This is a genomic window from Streptomyces sp. NPDC096105 (assembly GCF_044763335.1).
GTDB lineage: Bacteria > Actinomycetota > Actinomycetes > Streptomycetales > Streptomycetaceae > Streptomyces.
The window spans coordinates 224,460-243,947 of record NZ_JBIWGC010000003.1; the positions used below are offsets into that span (position 1 = coordinate 224,460).

Below are 19,488 nucleotides of genomic sequence, written 5' to 3' on the forward strand. Positions count from 1 at the left end.
CGATACGTCACGCCTGCCGTTCACGCGCTTCACTCGACGACGTGGCGGCCCTCGGGGCGGGCGCTGCAGGAGGCCCGGAAGGCGCAGTGGGCGCAGTGCTGGCCCGCGGTCGGGGTGAACCGTTCGTCGAGGACCTTGCCCGCGGCGGTGGCCAGCAGGTCGCCGATCCACTCCCCCTCCAGCGGCTCCTGCGCCTGCACCTTGGGCAGGGTGTCGCCGCCGTCCCGCTTGGCGGCGCCCTGTCGCAGCTGGACGAGTTCGGCGCCGCCCGGTTCGGGGCGCGCCCCGCCGAAGACCTCGTCGACGGCGCCCTCGCGGACGGCGAGCTGGTACACGGCGAGCTGGGGGTGGCGCTCGACCTCCTTGGAGCTGGGCGCCTGTTTGCCGGTCTTGAAGTCGACGACGTAGGCGCGTCCCTCGCCGTCGGCTTCGACGCGGTCCATCTGGCCCCGGACGCGGACCTGGTAGTCGCCGGCCTCCAGGGTGACGTCGAAGTCGTGCTCGCTGGCCACCGGGGTGCGCCCGGTGCGGTCCATGACGTGCCACTTCAGGAAGCGTTCGAGCGCCACGCGCGCGTTCTCCTTCTCCTGGGCGGACTTCCAGGGCGCGTCGAAGGCGAGGGCGTTCCACACGGAGTCGAGGCGTTCCATGAGGACGTCGAGGTCCGCGGGGGTGTGCCCGGAGGCGACCTCGTCGGCGAGGACGTGGACGACGTTGCCGAAGCCCTGGGCGGCGGTGGCGGGCGCGTCGGCCTTCACCTCGCGGCCCAGGAACCACTGGAGGGCACAGGTGTTGGCCAGCTGGTCGAGGGCGCTGCCGGAGAGCACCACGGGCTGGTCGCGGTCGCGCAGCGGCACCTTGCTGTGCGTCGGTTCGTCCATGCCCCACCAGCGGTAGGGGTGAGCGGACGGCACCAGGGGACGGCCGTCCTCGTCGGCGAGCGCCGCGAGCCGGGCCAGCCGCCGGGCGGCGGCCTCCCGCAGGGCGTCGGAGACGCGGGGGTCGACCGTGGTGGCGCGCAGCTCGGCGACGAGCGCGGCGACGGACAGGGGGCGGCGCGGGCGTCCGGTGACGTCCTCGGGTTCGACGCCGAGCTCGGTCAGGAAGCGGGAGGGCTGATCGCCGTCGTCGGACGGCGCCTTCACGGCCGTCACGACGAGGCGGTCACGCGCGCGCGTGGCGGCGACGTAGAACAGGCGGCGCTCCTCGGCGAGCAGCGCGCCGGGGGTGAGCGGCTCGGCGAGTCCGTCGCGGCCGATGCGGTCGGCCTCCAGCAGGGAGCCGCGGCGGCGCAGGTCGGGCCACAGGCCCTCCTGGACGCCCGCCACGACGACGAGGCCCCACTCCAGGCCCTTGGACCGGTGCGCGGTCATCAGACGTACGGCGTCGTGGCGGACGGCACGGCGGGCGAGGGTGTCGGCGGCGATGTCCTCGGCCTCGATCTCCTCCAGGAAGTTGAGGGCGCCCCGACCGCCGGTGCGCTCCTCCGCGCGGGCGGCGGTGGCGAACAGCGCGCACACGGCGTCGAGGTCCCGGTCGGCGTTGCGGCCGGCCGCGCCGCCACGGCGGGCGGTGCGCTCCAGGCGCTGCGGCCAGGGAGTGCCGTCCCACAGCTCCCAGAGGGCCTCCTCGGCCGTGCCGCCGCCGGCCAGGTGCGCGCGGGCCCGGCGCAGCAGTGCGCCGAGCCGTTGTGCGCCGCGCGCGTGGACGGGGTCGTGCACCGCGAGCCGCTCGGGCTCGGCCAGCGCGCGGGCGAGCAGTTCGTCCGAGGGCGGCGGCAGGGGGTTCCCGGCCGCCCGCTCCTCCTCGCGCAGCGCACGCCCGAGCCGCCGCAGGTCGGCGGCGTCCATGCCGGCGAGGGGGGAGGTGAGCAGGGTGAGCGCGGTCTCGGTGTCGAGCCAGCAGCGGTCGCCGGGAGCGGCGTCCTCTGCGTCCACGGGGTCCTCCCGCTCCTCCGCCTCCGCCATGGCCACCGCGCGCAGGGCGGTCAGCAGCGGGGCGACCGCCGGTTCGTGGCGCAGGGGGAGGTCGTCGCCGTCGACGTCGACGGGGACGCCCGCGGAGGTGAGGGCGCGGCGGACCGTCGGCAGGGTGCGGCTGCCCGCGCGGACCAGGACGGCCATGTCCTTCCAGGGGACGCCGTCCTCCAGGTGGGCGCGGCGCAGGATGTCGGCGATGTTGTCCAGCTCGGCGCCGGCCGTCGGGTAGGTGTACACCTCGACCCGGCCGCCCTCGCGCACGGGCGCCGGCTCCCGGTGCAGGCGGACCTTCTCGGCGGGGAGCCGGGGCAGGGGCATGCGCCGGGTGATCCGCCGGGTGGCCTCGAGGAGCCCGGCGCCGGAGCGCCGGGAGGTCCGCAGCACCTGGACGGGCGCGGGACGGCCGTCCGCGCGCGGGAAGGCGTGCGGGAACTCCAGGATGCCGCCGACGTCGGCGCCCCGGAACGCGTAGATCGACTGGTCGGGGTCGCCGAAGGCGACGAGGGTGCGGCCGCCGGACGCCAGGGCGTGCAGCAGCCGTACCTGGGCGGGGTCGGTGTCCTGGTACTCGTCGACGTAGACGGCGTCGTAGCGGTCGGCGAGCCGCCCGGCGGTCTCGGGGCGCCGGGCGAGGAGCACCGCGCGGTGGACGAGTTCGGCGTAGTCGATGACCCCCTGGAGGTCGAGGACGTCGAGGTACTCGGCGAGGAAGGCGGAGGCGGCGCGCCAGTCGGGCCGGCCGATGCGGCGGGCGAAGGCGTCCAGGGCCTCGGGGTCGAGCCCGAGCTCGCGACTGCGGGCGAGCACCGCGCGGACCTCGTCGGCGAAGCCGCGGGTGGTCAGGCAGGCGCGCAGTTCGTCCGGCCAGCGCACGTGGGACAGGCCGAGCCGTTCCAGGTCCACCTGGCCGGCGAGCAGCTCACGCACGGTGACGTCCTGTTCGGGCCCGGACAGCAGCCGCAGCGGCTCCACGAACAGGTCGCTGTCCTGGTGGGCGCGGACCAGGGCGTAGCAGAAGGAGTGGAAGGTGGTCGCCTGCGGGGCGCGGGCGGCGCCGATGCGCAGCGCCATGCGGTCGCGCAGCTCGACGGCGGCCTTGCGGCTGAAGGTGAGCACCAGGATGCGCTCGGGGTCGCCGCCGCGGGCGATGCGGGCCGCCACGGACTCGACGAGCGTGGTGGTCTTGCCGGTGCCCGGACCGGCGAGGACGAGCAGCGGCCCGGAGCCGTGCTCAACCACGGAGCGCTGGGCGGCGTCCAGTGGAGGGGGATCCACGCGGGCCGGCGGGGTACGCACCAGTCGATAGGCGCCACGGCTCCCCCGCCGCACCGGGGGGTGCGACAGGCCGCTGGTGGAGGAAGAGGAGCTCACGTGGTTCGCCGGTCCTGGTGGGTGTGCTGTGGGGCGTTCCGCCGCGCGTGCGGGGCGGTGGTCGGGGGGTGAGAGGGACACGCGCGGCCGACGCTACGCCGGGGGCAAGAGCGGAAGCAGGGTTTCCGCTTCTTCCCTCCCGTCACTCCGGGCACTCGCGTCCCTCGACTCACGAACGTACGTCATGCCGCGGATGTGCCTCATGTCTCCCTCAAGGATCACAGGTCACACGGCGGCGGCCGGGATGGCGGAAGCTGTCAGGTGTGACCCCCGGTGTCCGCGCCGCCGTCCCACCGCGCGCGTCTCATGTCGAGGCGTGGCACATGGCCCTCCGCCGCCCGGCCCGCCTCCCGCAGCGGTGTGCCCTCCGCGCGGTAGTGACCGAGGGCCCGCAGCTCGTGGCCCGGCAGCAGCACGCCGTCCGCGCGGACCACGCGCCACCAGGGGACGGCCCCGCCGTACAGCGCCATCACGCGCCCCACCTGCCGGGGCCCGCCCTCCCCCAGCCACTCGGCCACGTCCCCGTACGTCATGACGCGGCCCGGCGGGATCAGCTCGGCCACCTCCAGGACCCGCTCGGCGTACGCGGGCAGGGCGTCCGGGTGCCCCGGGCCGCCGTCGGACGGAAGACTCTCCTGGCTCATCCGGACCATCCTGCCCCACCCCACCGACAACGCGGCGCGGCCGCGGACCCGGGCGGGCGGCTCGCCCCGGAGCAGCGCTTCGGGCAGACTGTGCCGCCCCGCTTGCGGACCCTGACGCCCCCTTGTGGCGGTACGGCATGCCACCATCATGCGGGCGGTGACCGGTGATACGAGATCGAGAAGAGACGATGAAGCAGCAGGGTGCGCACCCCGGGGACACGGAGGGCACCCCTGACGCCTCGTCGCGTCCGGACACCGCGCAGCAGCCGGACACCGCGCACCGGGACGTCGCGCACATCGACGAGGTGGAGGGCGACGAACCGCTGCTCCCCGCGCGCGTGCACCGTCCGTCCGACCTCATGCGGCTGGTGGGCGGCGTGCTCGCGGTGGTGGTGGTGCTGGCCGTCGCCGCGTTCGCCCACGGCACCACCTCGGGGCTGGAACAGGACATCAACAAGGGCACCGGACAGGCGCCCGACCTGCTGATCAAGATCGCGGGCCTGGCCTCCAGCATCGCCATCCTGCTGGTCCCGGTCGCCTTCGCGATCGAACGTCTGATCAAACGGGACGGGCTGCGGATCGCCGACGGCGTGCTCGCCGCCGTGCTCGCGCACGGGGTGACCCTCGCCACCGACCTGTGGGTCGCGCGGGCCGCCCCCGGTTCGATCCAGGACGCCCTGACCCAGCCCTCGCCCGGCGACGTCCACTCCCTCACCGACCCGGTGCACGGCTACCTCGCGCCCGTCATCGCGTACATGACGGCCGTCGGGATGTCCCGCAGACCACGGTGGCGCGCGGTGCTGTGGGTGGTGCTGCTGCTCGACGCCTTCTCGATGCTGGTCACCGGGTACACCACCCCGTTCTCGATCGTCCTCACCGTGCTGATCGGCTGGTCCGTCGCCTACGGCACGCTCTACGCGGTCGGCTCGCCCAACGTCCGGCCCACCGGGCGCACCCTGATGGCGGGGCTGCGGACGGTCGGCTTCCGCCCTGTGACCGCGTCCCGCGAGGAGCCGGCCGACGCCGCCGAGGGCGGCGACCGGGGACGCCGCTACTTCGTCACCCTGGAGGACGGCCCGCCCCTGGACGTCACCGTGGTCGACCGCGAGCAGCAGGCGCAGGGCTTCTTCTACCGCGCGTGGCGCAACCTGACACTGCGCGGCTTCGCCACCCGCAGGAGCCTGCAGTCGCTGCGCCAGGCGCTGGAGCAGGAGGCCCTGCTGGCCTACGCCGCCATCGCGGCCGGCGCCAACGCGCCCAAGCTGATCGCCACCTCGGAGCTGGGCCCCGACGCGGTGATGCTCGTCTACGAGCACACCGGCGGCCGCACGCTGGACTCGCTGCCGGACGAGGAGATCACCGACGAGCTGCTGCGCAGCACCTGGCACCAGGTGAAGGCGCTGCAGTCCCGCCGTATCGCGCACCGCAGGCTGGTGGGCGACGCCATCCTGGTGGACCGTTCCGGTGCGGTGATCCTCACCGACCTGCGCGGCGGGGAGATCGCGTCCGGCGACCTGGTGCTGCGCATGGACGTCGCCCAGCTGCTGGTGACGCTCGGGCTGCGGGTGGGCGCCGAACGCGCGGTGGCCTCCGCGCTGAGCGTCCTCGGTCCCGACGCCGTGGCGGACTGCCTGCCGATGCTCCAGCCGATCGCGCTGAGCCGCTCCACGCGCGCGACGCTGCGCAGACTCGCCCGGGAGCGGGCGGAGCGGGAGCGCGAGGCGGTCCTGGAGGCCTCCCGGCAGTCCCGTCCGGCCCGCGCGCACGACGCCGACGAGGAGCCCCGTCCCGCCGCCCTGGACAAGGCCGGCAAGAAGGCCGTGCGCGCGGAGCAGCGGGCCGAGAAGCGGGCCATCGACGAGGCGCTGGAGGAGGCGCGCGAGGAGGACCTGCTCAGCCAGATCCGGCACGAGGTGCTGCGGATCAGGCCGCAGGCACCGGTCGAGCCGGCCCGTCTCGAACGGGTGCGTCCGCGCACGCTGATCAGCTTCATCGCGGGCGCGATCGGCGCGTACTTCCTGCTGACGCAGCTCACCCACATCGAGTTCGGTCCGCTGATCTCCAACGCGGAGTGGGGCTGGGTGGCCGCGGCGGTGCTGTTCTCCGCGCTGAGCTATGTGGCGGCCGCGATGGCGCTGCTCGGGTTCGTGCCGGAGCGGGTGCCGTTCCCGCGCACGGTGGCCGCCCAGGTCGCCGGCTCCTTCGTGAAGATCGTCGCCCCGGCGGCCGTCGGCGGCGTCGCCCTGAACACGCGCTTCCTCCAGCGCGCGGGGGTGCGTCCGGGGCTCGCGGTGGCGAGTGTCGGCGCGTCGCAGCTGTTCGGGCTCGGCTGCCACATCCTGATGCTGCTGGCGTTCGGCTATCTGACCGGTACCGAGAAGACGCCCTCGCTGACGCCGTCCCGCACGGTCATCGGCGGTCTGCTGACGGTCGCGGTGCTGGTGCTGGTGGTGACCTCGGTGCCGTTCCTGCGGAAGTTCGTCGTCACACGCGTGCGGTCGCTGTTCGCGGGCGTCGTGCCGCGCATGCTCGACGTGCTGCAGCGGCCGCAGAAGCTGATCACCGGCATCGGCGGCATGCTGCTGCTGACCGCCTGCTTCGTGATGTGCCTGGACGCCTCGATCCGGGCGTTCGGCGACGAGTCGACCTCGGTCAGCATCGCCAGCGTCGCCGTCGTCTTCCTCGCGGGCAACGCGCTCGGGTCCGCGGCGCCGACGCCGGGCGGTGTGGGCGCCGTCGAGGCCACCCTGACCGTCGGTCTGATCGCGGTCGGCCTGCCCAAGGAGGTCGCCGCGCCGGCGGTGCTGCTCTTCCGGCTGCTGACGCTGTGGCTGCCGGTGCTGCCGGGCTGGCTCGCCTTCAACCACCTCACCCGCAAAGCGGCCCTGTGACCGGCTGAGGCACGGGCCGTGCGCGGTCCTCCCTCGTACGGCCCGTGTCCCGCGCGCCCGGCCGTGGACGACCGCAGGATGGGGACATGCCCCGCCCCCTCCGGCTGCGCGCCGCCGCCCTGTCCGCCTGTGCCGTCCTGCTGCCCGCGCTGCTGGCGGGGTGCGCCGAGGGCGACGACCCGGCCCAGGACCTGACGCGGCAGAAGCTGGACTGGACGGCCTGCCCCGCCCCGGACGAGGCCCAGGGCGGCGGTCCGGCGCCCTCGCCGCTGCCCGGCGCCCGGGGCGCGTGGGAGTGCGCGACGCTGAAGGCGCCGCTGGACTGGGACGATCCCGAGGGCGACACCATCGGCCTCGCCCTGATCCGCGTCCGGTCGAGCGGCCCGGAGAGCGAGCGCATCGGCTCGCTGATCTTCAACTTCGGCGGTCCCGGCGGTTCCGGCGTCACCACGCTGCCCGCGTTCGGCCAGGACTACGCCATCCTGCGCACCCGGTACGACCTGGTGAGCTTCGACCCGCGCGGGGTCGGCCGCAGCGCGCCCGTGACCTGCGGGGACGACCAGGAGCTCGACGAGCACCTCCAGCAGGACGGCACCCCCGACGACAACGCCGAACGCACGGAACTGCTGGACAGCACCAAGGAGTTCAACGCCGCCTGCGAGGACAGCTCCGGGCGCGTCCTGCCGCACGTGCGCACCACGGACGCGGCCCGCGACCTCGACCTGATGCGCCAGGTCCTCGGCGACGACAAGCTGCACTACTTCGGCATCTCGTACGGCACCGAACTCGGCGGCGTCTACGCCCACCTGTTCCCCGACACGGTGGGCCGCGCGGTGTTCGACGCGGTCGTCGACCCGGCGCAGAACTACGAGCAGGCCTCGCTCGGACAGGCCCGCGGCTTCCAGCGCGCCCTCGACAACTACGCCGAGGACTGCGTGTCCCGGACCGAGGGCTGCCCCGTCGGCGACAGCGTCCAGGACGTGAAGGACCGCATCGCCAGGCTGTTGCGGGACCTGGACCGCCGGCCCGTCCCCGGCGTCTTCCCGCGCCGGCTCACCGAGACGATGGCGACGAGCGGGATCGCGCAGGCCCTGTACTCGCAGGACTTCTGGGAGTTCCTCACCGACGGCCTGGAGCAGGCGTACGACGGGGACGGCACGATCCTGATGGTGCTGGCGGACTCGATGAACGGCCGCGCCGAGAACGGCGAGTACAGCAACCTCGTGCCCGCCAACGTCGCCGTCAACTGCGCCGACGCCAAGCCCCGCTACACCCCGGCGGACGTGGAGCGGCTGCTGCCCGGGTTCCGCGAGGCGTCCCCGCTCTTCGGGGAGCACATGGCCTGGGGAATGATCACCTGTACCGACTGGGCGGTGCCGGGCGCCGCCGACCACCCGGACGTCAGCGCTCCGGGCGCGGCCCCGATCCTGGTGATCGGCAACACCGGCGACCCGGCCACCCCGTACGAGGGGGCGCGCAGCATGGCGAGAGCTCTCGGTGAGGGGGTCGGCGTGGAACTCACGTACCAGGGGCAGGGGCACGGCGCCTACGGCAGCGAGGACCGCTGCGTGCGGAACGCGGTGCACGGCTATCTGCTGGACGGCACGGTGCCGGAGACCGGGACGGTCTGCCCCTGACGTGCCCGGCCGTACGGGCGGGGGTGACGAAATCCCAGCTCAGCGAGTTTCCACAGGTTTCCCCGGTCAGTGACGGGACTGCCTACGATGTCGGGACAGCCGTCCGCCGCACGACGCGGACGGCCCGCGAGGGGGGAAGTGGCACATGACCCGGTTCACACGGTGGACGGCCCTGACGGTCGCCGTCGCACTGCTGACGGCGGGCTGCGGCGGCGGCCCGTCGGACGACGGTTCCGGCAAGGACGACAGGGGCGGTGGCGGGACCGCGCTCGACTGGGGGCGCTGCGAGGCGACCGAGGACGCGCCGGCGCCCGGTGACGAGTGGCAGTGCGCCACGCTCCGGGTGCCGCTGGACTGGTCGGAGCCGGACGGCGAGACGATCGGCCTGGCCCTCGTCCGCGCCGAGGCCACGGGCGGCGACCGCATCGGCTCCCTGCTGTTCAACTTCGGCGGGCCGGGCGGCTCGGGCGTCTCCACCCTGCCCGCCTACGCCGAAACGGCCGCCGAGCTGCGCGAGCGGTACGACCTGGTGAGCTGGGACCCGCGCGGGACGGGCGGGAGCAGCGGCGTGCGCTGCCGCGACGACAAGGCCATCGAGGCCGCCGAGTCCTCCGTGGACTGGACCCCGGACACCCCGGCGGAGGAGCGGGTGTTCCTGGAGGACGCGGCCGACTTCGGCAAGGGCTGCCAGAAGGCCGCCGGGAAGCTGATGGCGCACGTCTCGACCACCGACACCGCCCGTGACATGGACCGCATCCGGCAGGCCCTCGGCGACGACCGGATGCACTACTTCGGCATTTCCTACGGCACCGAGCTGGGCGGGGTCTACGCCCACCTCTTCCCCGACAAGGTGGGCCGGATGACGCTGGACGCGGTGGTCGACCCGACCGCCGACACGATCGGCCATGCCAAGAACCAGACCCGCGGCTTCCAGACCGCCCTCGACAACTACCTGAGGTCCACCGGACGCGACCCGGAGCAGGGCTCGCGGGAGATCGCGGACCTGCTGGACCGGATCGACGCCGAGCCGTTGCCGACGTCCTCCTCCGGCCGGGAGCTGACGCAGTCGCTGGCGGTCATCGGCATCGTGCTGCCCCTCTACAGCGAGTCCAGCTGGCCGGCGCTGACCAGCGCGCTGGAGGCGGCGGAGGACGGGGACGGCACGGAGCTGCTGGCCCTGGCGGACGGGTACAACGAACGGGACGCCTCGGGGCGCTACGGCACCACGACCCACGCGCAGCGGGTCATATCGTGCCTGGACGACAAGCAGCGGCCCACTCTCGCGGAGACGAAGAAGCTGCTGCCCGAGTTCGAGGAGCTCTCCCCCGTCTTCGGTCCGTTCCTGGGCTGGGACACGGCGGGCTGGTGCCACGACTGGCCGGTGCCGGGCCAGTTCGAGACGCCGGAGGTGAGCGCCCCGGGCGCGGCGCCGATCCTGGTCGTGGGCAACACGGGCGACCCGGCCACGCCGTACGAGGGAGCGCGGCGGATGGCGGACGAGCTCGGCGAGGACGTCGGGGTGGTGCTCACCTGGAAGGGCGAGGGCCACGGCGCCTACGGCAGCGGCAGCGACTGCGTCGACTCCACGGTGAACGCCTACCTGCTGGACGGCACGGTGCCGCAGGACGGCAAGGTCTGCTCGTAACGGCGTCGAGGGCTCCGGGCACCCGAGGTGGTGCCCGGAGCCCCCGACGAGGACCCGGTGGCGGCCGGCGCGATCCGGAGGACCGCTTCGGCCGGGGCGGTCTAGTAGACCGGCTTCTCCGGCTCGATCTGGTTGACCCAGCCGATGACGCCGCCGCCGAGGTGGACCGCGTCGGAGAAGCCCGCGGACTTCAGGACCGCGAGGACTTCCGCACTGCGGACACCCGTCTTGCAGTTCAAGACGATCTTCTTGTCCTGCGGCAGGCCCTCCAGGGCGTTGCCCATGAGGAACTCGTTCTTGGGGATCAGCCGGGCGCCCGGGATGGAGACGATCTCGAACTCGTTCGGCTCGCGGACGTCGATGAGCTCGACGTTCTCGCCGTCGTCGATCCACTCCTTGAGCTGCTTGGGAGTGATCGTGGAGTCGGCGGCGGCCGCTTGGGCCTCCTCGGACACGACGCCGCAGAAGGCCTCGTAGTCGATGAGCTCGGTGACGGTCGGGTTCTCCCCGCAGATGGCGCAGTTCGGGTCCTTGCGGACCTTGACCTGGCGGTACTGCATCTCCAGGGCGTCGTAGATCATCAGGCGGCCGACGAGGGGCTCGCCGATGCCGGCCAGCAGCTTGATGGCCTCGTTGGCCTGGATGGAGCCGATGGACGCGCAGAGCACGCCCAGGACGCCGCCCTCGGCGCAGGAGGGAACCATGCCGGGGGGCGGGGGCTCCGGGTAGAGGCAGCGGTAGCAGGGGCCGTGCTCGGACCAGAAGACGGAGGCCTGGCCGTCGAAGCGGTAGATGGAGCCCCACACGTACGGCTTGTTCAGCAGCACGCAGGCGTCGTTGACCAGGTAGCGGGTCGCGAAGTTGTCCGTGCCGTCGACGATCAGGTCGTACTGGCTGAACAGGTCCATCACGTTGTCGGCCTCGAGCCGCTCCTTGTGCAGGACCACGTTCACGTAGGGGTTGATGCCCTTGATCGTGTCACGCGCGGACTCGGCCTTGGGGCGGCCGATGTCGGCCTGGCTGTGGATGATCTGGCGCTGCAGGTTCGACTCGTCGACCTCGTCGAACTCCACGATGCCGAGCGTGCCGACGCCCGCCGCGGCCATGTACATCAGACCCGGCGAACCCAGGCCGCCGGCGCCCACAAAGAGCACCTTGGCATTCTTCAGCCGCTTCTGCCCGTCCATGCCCACGTCGGGGATGATCAGGTGGCGGGAGTACCTGCGGACCTCGTCTACGGTGAGCTCGGGGGCCGGCTCGACCAGGGGTGGCAGCGACACGGGGACTCCGTTGGTCGGTCGATCACTACAGTTGTTCTCCCGCCAACACTGCCACGGCCTTTTTCATTCCGAGACACCCGTTCCGACCCGCGAGACGATGTCGTCCCAGTAGCCGGGCAGCGGCCCCCACGGATCCGCCGGTCCCGCGCGGCCGGAGACGCGGTCCGAGTGGTCGGTGAAGTAGACGGTGGCGGCGCCCTGCCAGCGGGCGATGCGCAGCGCCTCCTCCATGTGCGGCCGGGGCACGCCGTGCACGAAGTGGCAGAACCGCTCGGGCGGATGGTCGGCGGTCCACTCGGCCGCCTGGGACCAGCGGTAGTCGTTCCACGGGCCGGAGTAGGTGACGAGCTGGTCGGCGTGGTCGGCGTAGCCGGGGTACGGGTGGGTGCCGTGGCCGAGGACGACGTGGGCGTCCTCGTGGATCACCCGGAGGGTGGCGACGGTGCGCCGCAGCTCGGGCAGGTCCTCGCGGCCGGCGGGGCAGCGGTCGAGGAGGAAGCCGTCGACCCGGTACCAGTCGAGGAAGCGGTGGGCGTCCGAGACGATCTCCCCGAAGCTCCGCAGCCCGTAGGCGGTGTCGACGTGGCCGAGGACGCGCACGCCCGCGTTGCGCAGGCCGCCCGCCGCCTCCAGGCAGCGCGGGTCCGGCTGGACGCCGGGGCCGTCGGCCACGTCCAGCACCACCCAGTGCAGGGGTGTGCCGGGCCGGTTGAGCCGGTTCCACTCGTCGGGGGCGAGGAGCGGGTGGGCGACGCCCGGGACGCCGAGGCCGGTGCCGAGCCCGGTGGCCGTGGCTCCCTGTCTCGGCCGGGTCAGATACGGCATGCCGCCTCCATCCAGATGTCCGCCAGCGACTCCTCGAGGTTGATGCGGGGGCGCCAGCCGAGGCGGTCGCGGGCGGTGCGCACGTCGGCCTGCTGCCAGGCCCCGCACCCGTCGGGGTACGGGAAGGCGGCGGTCGCGGCGGGGTGGTGGTCCGTCTCGGCGCGCGGGTGTCCGACGGTCGCCCGCAGGTGGGTCGCGTGGGCGGTGTGCGTGGCGTGGACGGGCCCGTGGTGCGGCAGGCCGTCGAGTTCGTTGAGGGCGCCGCCGTAGCCGGCCACCCGGGCGAGGAGCGCGGCGGCGTCCCGGAGGCGGACGGCGCGGCCGGAGCCGATGTTGATGACGCCCTGCGCGGCGGAGAGCGAGGCGGCGTGCACGGCGCGGGCCACGTCACGGACGTCGACGAAGTCGCGCTGGACGCCGAGCCCGCCGAGCTTCAGCTCGCCGTCGCCGGACTGCATGGCGCGGCGCATCGCCTCGGCGAGCCGGCCGAGCGGGGAGCCGGCGGGGGTGCCGGGGCCGACGGGCGAGAAGACCCGCAGCACCACGGCGTCCAGGCCGGAGCCGAGGACCAGTTCGGTGGCGGCGAGCTTGCTGACGCCGTACGGGCCGCCGGGGCGGGGGACGGCGTCCTCGGCCGTGGAGGAGCCCGGCTGGCTGGGCCCGTACTCGGAGCCGCAGCCGATCTGGACGAGTCGCGCCCCGCAGCCGCTGCGGCGCAGCGCCTCGCAGACGGTGGCGACGGCGACCGTGTTGTGCCGGGTGAGTTCGCGGGCGCCGCCCCGGGTGGCGCCCGCGCAGTTGATGACCACACCGGGGTGGACGGCGTCGAGGAAGCGGGTGAGGGCGCCGGGGCTGCCGGTGGCGAGGTCGAAGCGGACGTCGGCGTCGTCACCGCGGCCGAGGGCGGTGAGCTGGACGGCGGGGTCGGCGAGCAGGCGGTCGGCCACGAAGCGGCCGAGGTAGCCGTTGGCTCCGATCAGCAGGACCCTCATCGGTCGGCTCCTTCGCGGTGGTCGGTGACGGGACGGCAGGTCATGCGGGGTTCTCCTTCGAATCGGGTCGGGTGCTCCGGGCCGCGGCCGTCGCGGCCGGTCACCGCGGCTGCTCCGGCCGCTGGTGCGCCGAGGCGCGGGTGAGGGTGCGGGAGGCGTGGACCAGCAGGGTCAGGGCGCCCGCACCGCAGGTCAGGACGGGTACGGCGGCGGGGCCCCAGGCGGTGGTGAGGGCCTCCACCGGCACGCCCAGCGCGGCACAGCCGGGCAGCCGGGCCGCGAAGACGGTGGCGGGCGCGAGCACCTGGGCGGCCGCGGTGAGCATGAGGATCACGCGCGGGGCGTGGGTGAAGCCGTGCACGGTGAGCAGGCGGGCGACGAAGAGGAGGGCGCCGAGCGCGAGGACCGCCGGGGAGAAGCGCCCCGTGTCGAGGAACGGCGCGCACAGGGCGACGAGCGCGGCCAGCGCCCCCAGGAACAGGGCGACCGCGCCCAGCAGCACGGGCCGCACCGAAGCCGCGAAGTCCTCCAGGCCGCGGCTGGAGGTGAGCTTGCGGCGGGCGCGGGTGGTGAAGAGACCGGCCGCCCAGGTCGCGGGCGCACAGGCGAGAGTGAGGGCCGGGAGCGGCGCGAGGGTCAGCGGCCAGTCGCCGTCCGCGGTGCCGTCGGGCAGTCCGTCGGGGCCGCCGGCGATCGCGGTGCGCAGCAGGCCGTCGCCCAGCACGGCGTAGGCGAGGAGCCAGCAGGTCCAGGAGCCGGTGGCCGCCGGCCGGGAGGAGAGGCCGTCGGGGACGGCCAGCGGCCCGCGGCGCAGCGCGGCGCGCAGGGCGAGGGCGACGGCGAGCGCGCCGATGGCCGCCGCGTACAGGCGGGTCTGGCCGTGGGTGCGGAACAGGACGGCCAGGGAGGCAGCACAGAGCGCGCCGGGCAGCAGCGGGAGCAGGAGCGCCGCGACGGGCCGGCGGCCGGCCGCCTCCCGGCACGGGGCGTCCGGTGCGGCGGGGCCGTCCGTCGCGGTGCCGGTGTCGCGCGGGACGCGGGCGTAGAGCTCCTCCGCGAGGGAGAAGACGTCGCGGTGGCGGAAGCGGGCGGCGGTCCGGTCGGTGATGCCGTGGGCCTCCAGGCCCGCCGCGATCTCCAAGGGGTCCACGGCGCGTTCGCACAGCCCGCGGTGGCGGTGCAGCAGCGCCTTGACCGGGTCGGCCGCGCCGGGCACGGCGCGGCGGTCGAGTTCGTTCAGGTCGGTCATCGGACGGGCTCCGTGACGGGCTCCGGCGTCTCCACGGCCCAGGTGGGGACGGCGCGAGGGGTGGGTTCGGTCCAGCGGCCGGGGACGTGGGCCTCGGCGGGCGCGGCGAAGGGCAGCGGCTCCCCGGTGCCGTCGAGGACGGGCCGGCGTACCGGGGTCCGCGCGACGGTCTCGAGGTAGAGGCCGCGGTAGGCCGTGACGTTCTGCTCGACGCTGAACAGTTCGAGCGCCCGGGCGCGCGCGGCCCCTCCGAGCCGTGCACGGCGCTCGGGGTCGCGCAGCAGCGAGACGCACGCCTCGGCGAGTGCCCGCGGATTGCGCGGCGGTACGACGAGACCGGTGCCGCCGATCACCTCGACGACCGCGCCGACGTCCGTGGAGACCGTCGCGCGTCCGCAGAACATCGCCTCGACCAGCCCGTGCGGGAACCCCTCGACGACGCTGGAGAGCACGGTGACGGTCCCGCCGGCGTGGACGTCGGCGACAGTCTCCGCGCCGGGACCGCCGAGTTCCTCGAAGGACACCGGGTTCCGCCCGACGGCGTGCGGGCCGCCGGCCTCGTCCGGGAAGAGCTGTGCGGCCAGGGCCCTGCAGTGGCCGCGGTAGGCGTCGCCCTCCGGGCCGGAGGGGCGGCCGACCATGCGCAGCCGGGTTCCGGGCTCGGTCGCGCGGATCTCCGCGAAGGCGTGCAGCAGCGAGACCAGGTCCTTGGCGGGCTCCACCCGGCCGATCCAGACGAGCGTGTGCGGGTCGGCCCGTTCGCGCTGATCCCGGTCCCCCGGTCGGTCCTCCCCGACGCGCGCGAACGGCGCCGCGTCCATGCCGGGGTGGATGGTGCGCAGCTTGGCCCGGTCGGCGCCGCAGCGCTCCTGCCAGCGGCGGGCGTGGGCGTCGCCGGGGACGAGGTAGGAGGCCGTGCGGTAGGTCTCGGCGGTCAGCAGGCCGTGGAAGGCGGCGAGCAGCGACCGCACGGCGGGGGTGGCGTCGGGGCGCGTGAGGTAGTGGGTGCGCAGGCGCACGCCGTACTCGGTGACCAGGAGCGGGACGCCGAAGAAGTGGTGGGCGAGCAGGCCCGGGAGCGCCGCGGCGCCGCCGGACGCGGCGTGGCAGAGGTCCACCGCGCCGAGACCGTCCTCCTCGTACCAGTCGAGGGAGAGGGGGCGCAGGGCGCGCTCCAGGTGGTCGGCGACAGTCAGCAGATCGGGGACGCGGGCCTCGCGCGCCGCACGGCGGGCTCCCGGCGTGCGGCAGGCGCGTTCCAGGGCGCGCACGGCCTGCTCGGAACGCAGTGCGGCGACCAGTCCGCCCTCGTCGCGGGAGAGCTCGGCGAGTCCGTGGAGGGCGCTGGCGAAACGGTCCGCCTCGGCGGTGCCGGGCCCCGCGGCGGTGCAGAGGGAGGCGGCCAGTTCGCCGTAGTGCTCGGTGAAGCGCCGGCGTGCGCGGCGGCCGTACGCCACCCCGTCCTCCTCGGCGGTCCACAGCGGTGCCGTGCGCACCCTGGTGACCTGGGGCGGCAGCTCGACCCAGCCCGCGTCCTCCTGGGCCTGGCCGGCGCTGAACGCGTAGACGTCGAACTCGTGTCGGTCGAGCCCGCGCACCAGGCGGTCGCACCACACCCCGCCCTCACCGCCCACGTACGGATAGCCACCCTCCGTAAGCAGTCCGATGCGCACGTGTGCACCCCCGTTCTCCCGTCTCGGGAGCCGCCGTTGGCCCGGCGGCTCGCAGCGGGACGAACGTATGCGGACAGGACGGTGGCGTGATGGACGGTTGTCCATCACGCCACTAAAAGGGGTGAACGGGCGTGACTTTCCCGCACGGATCGCGTTCGCCGTGCACGGGTCGCGTTCGCCGTGCTGAGACCGGCGCACTACGGGTGCGCGCCGGGCCGGGACCGTCACCCGGCGCGCACCCCGTGGCGAAGGGGGCGGTGGATCCGGCGGCCGGGACCCTAGCCCTTGGGGTAGGGCCAGGGGTTGGGGCGGCAGCTGATCCCGTCGTGGTCGAGGAACTTGGTCTGCTGCTGCATCACCGGGGCCAGGTCGCCGTCCTTGTCACAGGTGACGTGGTTGTGGCCGAGGCGGTGGCCGACCTCGTGGTTGATCAGCATCTGACGGTAGGCGAACATCTCGTCGCCGTACGTCTCGGCGCCCTGCGCCCACCGGAAGGCGTTGATCAGCACGCGCTCGGTGGCCGCGGAGTCGCAGGAGACGTTGTCCTGGGTGGTGTCCAGGCCGGACTTGGCGCACCAGTCGGCGGTCGTCTCGGGGCTGGCCAGGGTGATCACGAAGTCCGGCTGTCCGGACTCGATCCGCTCGAAGGCGAGGCCGTCGTGCGCCCAGCTCCGGCGGTCGTTGAGCGTCCGGTGCACGGCCTCGGCGAACAGGGCGCCGTCGAGGTCGAGCCCCCGCTCCACATCCACCCGGTACGTGATCTTCCGCCCCTTGCCGGGCGCCTTGTCGATCCCCCGGACGGCGTCGAACTTCCCCGTGCCCGCACGGGTGGCCGCCGGGCGGAACTTCCGGTCCATCTTCTGCTCGTACGTCAGCGGACGGGGCGTGGCCGCCCCGGGCGTCCCCCGGTCGATCCCGCGCGAGGCGGAGTCCCGCGCGTCGCGCGCCTGCTCGCCGGCGGACTGTGCCTGGACGCGGGGGGTGTCGTGCTCGTCGGCGACCTGCCCGGCGACGACGACGGCCAGCACGGTGGTGACGGCGGCGGCCGCTATCCCGGTGAACGCGCGCCCCTTGCCGCCCCTGGTCTGCGCGGGGACGCCCGTCGGCGGCTCGTCGTCGGCGGTGCCGGTGGCCGAGGGGACGCCGGTGGCCGGAGTGCTGTCCCGGTCGGTGACGGTGCCGTGGGGGTCCGCCGGGCCACGGGTGACGGGCTTGCGCGGGGTGAAGAGGTCGTCGGTGCCGTCGAACGCCTCCACGTAGTCCCGGCGCGGCCCCTCGGGGTGCGCCCGGCGCTGCCTAGGCAGGGGCACGCCCTGCCCGGCGGCCTGCGCGCCGTGTCCGGCTCCGGCGGCGGTGCGTCCGTGCAGCGTCCCCCAGCCGTCCCCGGGCTCCTGCTGCTCGGGGTGCCCGCCCCGGACTTGGGGGGTGCCGTGCGCGGGGGTCCCGTCCCCGTACCGGGGGACACCCGGCGGCGGGGTTCCGTCGCCGCGGCGAGGCATGCCCTGCGCGGGGGTCCCGTCCCCAGGACGCGGGACGCCACGCGCGGAAGTTGCCTCACCGTACTGCGGCACACCGCGCGGAGGGGTTCCGTCCCCGTACCGAGGCGCACCCTGCGCGGGATCGCCGTACCGGGGGGTGCCCCGCGCGGGTGTGCCGCCGCCGTGGCGCGGTACGCCCCGCGCCGGGGTTCCGTCCTGCTGCCAGCCGTCCGGCAGCGGCGGTACGCCCTGACCCGGCCTGCCGTGCCCCGGCGTCCCGTACCCGGGCACCGGCGTGCCCTGCGGCGGGGTGCCGGTGGAGGACCCGTCGTGGGACGGGCCGTGCCCCTGCTCGGCGCCAGGCTGCGGCCGGTGTGTCCGCTGCTGTGCCTGCGCCGCCGCGTGGCGGGCGTCCCAGCCCTCGTCGTACCGCGCCTCGGCCGCGTCACGTGCGCCGCGGGCGGCGGCGGTGTCCGCGGTGTCGCCCTTCGGGGCGGGTCCGCGACGGCTGTGGCGTCCCACGTCGCGCCTCAGCCCCTCGTCGTCTCGGTCGTGGTGGTCGGGCCACCGGTGTCGGCGGACGGACCCGGATCGCCCTGTGCGTCCGGCTGCACAGTATCCCCCTCGTCCGCGGAATCCGCGGTATCCGCCAGGAGTTCACGGAACGACAACGCGACGGTCTCGGGATACTCCATCATCGCCACGTGCCCCGCGTCCGGGAGTGTCACGAGCCGGGAGCCGCGGAAGGCGCGGGCGGCGCGCTGCGCCATGCGGAAGCCGACGAGCTGGTCCCGGCCGCCGTAGACGAGCAGGGTCGGCGCGAGCACCCGCTCGGCCTGACGCCACAGTCCCTGCTGGCCACCGAGCATGTAGGCGCTGACGAGCCCCCGCGCGGAGCGCGCCGTCGCGTCCCAGAAGTAGGGCAGCCGCTGCCGCCGCTCCATCTCCTGCACGGCGTGCCGGAAGCCTTCCGGCGTCACCCGCGAGGGGTCGCCGTAGCAGAGGTTCATCACGCCGCGGACCCGTTGCTCGGCGGTCCACTCACGGGTGAGGCGGGTGAACAGCGGTGCGACCCCGGGCACGGCCAGCAGTCCGGTGGGGACGGCGGTGCGCTGCGGGCGCAGTTCGGGCAGGGCCGGGGAGACGAGCGTGAGGGTGCGGACGAGGTCGGGGCGCACGGCGGCGACCCGTGTGGCGACCGCGCCGCCGAGGGAGTTGCCGAAGAGGTGCACCGGTCCGCGGCCGGTGGCCTCCAGACAGCGGATCACCGCGCGGGCGTGCGCGGTGATCGAGTAGTCGCCGTCGTCCGGCGGCGGGGAGTCGCCGAACCCGGGGAGGTCCACGGCCTCGCTGTCGACCACGTCGTCCAGCAGGGCCATCAGGGGCGACCAGTTGAGTGAAGAGCCGCCGAGTCCGTGGACGAAGAAGGCGGGCGGGAGCCCTTCGCGGGCCGGCGGGCGGGATCTGACCGTGAGCGTGACGCCGGGCAGCCGCACCGACCTCAGCCGCTCGCCCTCGGCCACCCTGACCGCCGCCGACTCGGGCAGCGCGCTGGTGGGCGGCACGGACGGCAGCTCGGTCGAAGACATGCGGCAATGTTACGAGACGATCACACCCTGGTTCATGTGTTCGGTGTCACAGGATTGCCGCGTGCCTCCGTGCGCCGCTGTCGCACCCGCTTCGCGCCCCCTCCGCACCCGCTTCGCAGCCTCTTCGCGCCGGGCGCGCGTCCGCGTCACGCTCCGGCCGCGGATCGCATGGCGTCGAAATCGGGTGTCTCCTAGGCTCGTACAGAGGGCACCCGTACGTGGCCCCCGCATGCCT

Annotated in this window: 12 protein-coding genes; 3 read left to right on the forward strand and 9 right to left on the reverse strand. The window is 74.5% G+C overall.

Annotated features, from left to right (window positions below; genetic code table 11):
- Nucleotides 1-29: 29 nt before the first annotated feature.
- Both ACIQ8B_RS06540 and ACIQ8B_RS06545 read right to left on the reverse strand, forming a co-directional pair.
- Complete coding sequence (locus ACIQ8B_RS06540; RefSeq protein WP_290011027.1) at nucleotides 30-3,350, reverse strand: ATP-dependent DNA helicase; 3,321 nt, start codon at nucleotides 3,348-3,350, stop codon at nucleotides 30-32.
- A gap of 257 nt (nucleotides 3,351-3,607) precedes the next feature.
- Complete coding sequence (locus tag ACIQ8B_RS06545) at nucleotides 3,608-3,994, reverse strand: MGMT family protein (RefSeq protein WP_403545729.1); 387 nt, start codon at nucleotides 3,992-3,994, stop codon at nucleotides 3,608-3,610.
- Between the two features lie 188 nt (nucleotides 3,995-4,182).
- Between ACIQ8B_RS06545 and ACIQ8B_RS06550 the strand changes: the two genes are divergently transcribed.
- From ACIQ8B_RS06550 to ACIQ8B_RS06560, 3 genes are all read left to right on the forward strand, one after another.
- Nucleotides 4,183-6,885 carry a lysylphosphatidylglycerol synthase domain-containing protein gene (locus ACIQ8B_RS06550; RefSeq protein ID WP_403545731.1) on the forward strand — a complete coding sequence of 901 codons (2,703 nt, stop codon included), beginning with the start codon at nucleotides 4,183-4,185 and terminating at the stop codon, nucleotides 6,883-6,885.
- Between the two features lie 86 nt (nucleotides 6,886-6,971).
- Nucleotides 6,972-8,522, forward strand: a complete 1,551-nt coding sequence (locus ACIQ8B_RS06555; RefSeq protein WP_403545733.1) for an alpha/beta hydrolase — start codon at nucleotides 6,972-6,974, stop codon at nucleotides 8,520-8,522.
- 145 nt (nucleotides 8,523-8,667) lie between these two features.
- Nucleotides 8,668-10,167, forward strand: coding sequence for an alpha/beta hydrolase (locus tag ACIQ8B_RS06560; RefSeq protein WP_290011031.1), 1,500 nt, complete (start codon nucleotides 8,668-8,670; stop codon nucleotides 10,165-10,167).
- A 101-nt stretch (nucleotides 10,168-10,268) separates the two neighbouring features.
- Here the strand turns inward: ACIQ8B_RS06560 and moeZ are convergent, their stop codons facing one another.
- The 7 genes from moeZ to ACIQ8B_RS06595 form a co-directional block, all read right to left on the reverse strand.
- Nucleotides 10,269-11,447 carry an adenylyltransferase/sulfurtransferase MoeZ gene (gene moeZ / locus ACIQ8B_RS06565; protein WP_290011032.1) on the reverse strand — a complete coding sequence of 393 codons (1,179 nt, stop codon included), beginning with the start codon at nucleotides 11,445-11,447 and terminating at the stop codon, nucleotides 10,269-10,271.
- A 63-nt stretch (nucleotides 11,448-11,510) separates the two neighbouring features.
- Nucleotides 11,511-12,272 carry a spherulation-specific family 4 protein gene (locus tag ACIQ8B_RS06570; protein WP_403545736.1) on the reverse strand — a complete coding sequence of 254 codons (762 nt, stop codon included), beginning with the start codon at nucleotides 12,270-12,272 and terminating at the stop codon, nucleotides 11,511-11,513.
- Nucleotides 12,260-13,264: an NAD-dependent epimerase/dehydratase family protein gene (locus ACIQ8B_RS06575; protein WP_403545738.1), complete on the reverse strand. Its 1,005-nt coding sequence runs from the start codon at nucleotides 13,262-13,264 to the stop codon at nucleotides 12,260-12,262. The genes ACIQ8B_RS06570 and ACIQ8B_RS06575 overlap by 13 nt, the downstream gene beginning before the upstream one ends.
- Nucleotides 13,265-13,364: 100 nt before the next feature.
- The gene (locus ACIQ8B_RS06580; RefSeq protein WP_403545740.1) at nucleotides 13,365-14,513 is read right to left on the reverse strand and encodes a hypothetical protein; all 1,149 of its coding nucleotides are present in this window, start codon (nucleotides 14,511-14,513) and stop codon (nucleotides 13,365-13,367) included.
- Nucleotides 14,510-16,186 (reverse strand): DUF3492 domain-containing protein, encoded by a 1,677-nt coding sequence (locus ACIQ8B_RS06585; protein ID WP_403545742.1) that lies wholly within the window; start codon nucleotides 16,184-16,186, stop codon nucleotides 14,510-14,512. Before ACIQ8B_RS06585 ends, ACIQ8B_RS06580 begins: the two co-directional genes overlap by 4 nt.
- 278 nt (nucleotides 16,187-16,464) lie before the next feature.
- Nucleotides 16,465-18,186, reverse strand: a complete 1,722-nt coding sequence (locus tag ACIQ8B_RS06590; RefSeq protein ID WP_403545744.1) for a DUF3152 domain-containing protein — start codon at nucleotides 18,184-18,186, stop codon at nucleotides 16,465-16,467.
- Nucleotides 18,187-18,194: 8 nt separating this feature from the next.
- Complete coding sequence (locus ACIQ8B_RS06595; protein WP_403545746.1) at nucleotides 18,195-19,253, reverse strand: alpha/beta fold hydrolase; 1,059 nt, start codon at nucleotides 19,251-19,253, stop codon at nucleotides 18,195-18,197.
- Between the last annotated feature and the right edge of the window lie 235 nt (nucleotides 19,254-19,488).